This window comes from Mycobacterium arosiense ATCC BAA-1401 = DSM 45069, assembly GCF_002086125.1.
Taxonomy (GTDB): domain Bacteria; phylum Actinomycetota; class Actinomycetes; order Mycobacteriales; family Mycobacteriaceae; genus Mycobacterium; species Mycobacterium arosiense.
Map to the genome: position 1 here is coordinate 1 of NZ_MVHG01000214.1, position 949 is coordinate 949.

The 949-nt window shown below is 69.4% G+C and carries 1 protein-coding gene; it reads left to right on the forward strand.

Annotated features, from left to right (window positions below; translation table 11 throughout):
* A partial coding sequence (locus BST14_RS28140) for a PPE family protein (RefSeq protein WP_083067496.1) occupies positions 1–949 on the forward strand: 949 nt, incomplete at both ends.

Sequence of the window (949 nt, forward strand, 5' to 3'; positions counted from 1 at the left end):
GGGCGGCGGCCGCGGCGTTTGAGGCGGCGTTCGCGATGACGGTGCCGCCGCCGGTGATCGCGGCCAATCGTGTGCTGCTGGCGAATTTGATCGCGACCAACTTCTTCGGACAGAACACGCCGGCGATCGCGGCCACCGAGGCGCAGTACATGGAGATGTGGGCCCAGGACGCCGCCGCGATGTATGGCTACGCCGGCTCGTCGGAGGCCGCCTCGCAGCTGACCCCGTTCACGTCACCGCCCAACACGACCACCCCGGAGGCGGCGTCCGACCAGGCCGCCGCGGTCGCCAAGGCCGTCGCCGAGCCGGCGGGCAATACCGCACAGAGCACGTCGCAGCTGGCGACCCCGCAGGCGTTGTCGGCCGGTACAACTCAGGCGGTGACCCACACGACCGCGGCCACTTCGAATCCGGGGCTGGTCTCGAGCACGCTTCAGAACTTGGCGAATTCGGGGCTGCCGACCCCGACCAACAACTACCTGGGGCTGAACCCGACGTTGTACACGGTGCTGCTCAAGCAGAATACGGGGCTTGCCTATTTCTCGACTGGCATCACAAGTTTCTGGTCATCGATCGCCCAGCAGTTGGTCTCCGGTCCCGGCGGTACCACGGCGGGTGCCGGTGGTGCCTGGTTCCCGACGCCGCAGTTCGCGAGCCTGGGTCTGGGCAACCTGGGCGGTGTGGGCAATGTGAGTGCCATCTCCGCGGGCACCGGGCAGGCCGCCCGGGTCGGGATGCTCTCGGTTCCCCAGCATTGGGCGACGCTGACCTCGTCGGTCAGCCCGGCGGCACTGTCGGAGGAGGCCACCCCCATCCAGGCCGCGGCCAACGGCGGAGCGAATTCGCCGGCCAACGGCCTGCTGCGCGGCATGCCGGTCGGGTCGGTCGGCCGGCGCGGCGCGGCGGCCGGCTACGTCAACAAATACGGGTTCCGCTACAGCGTGCTGAC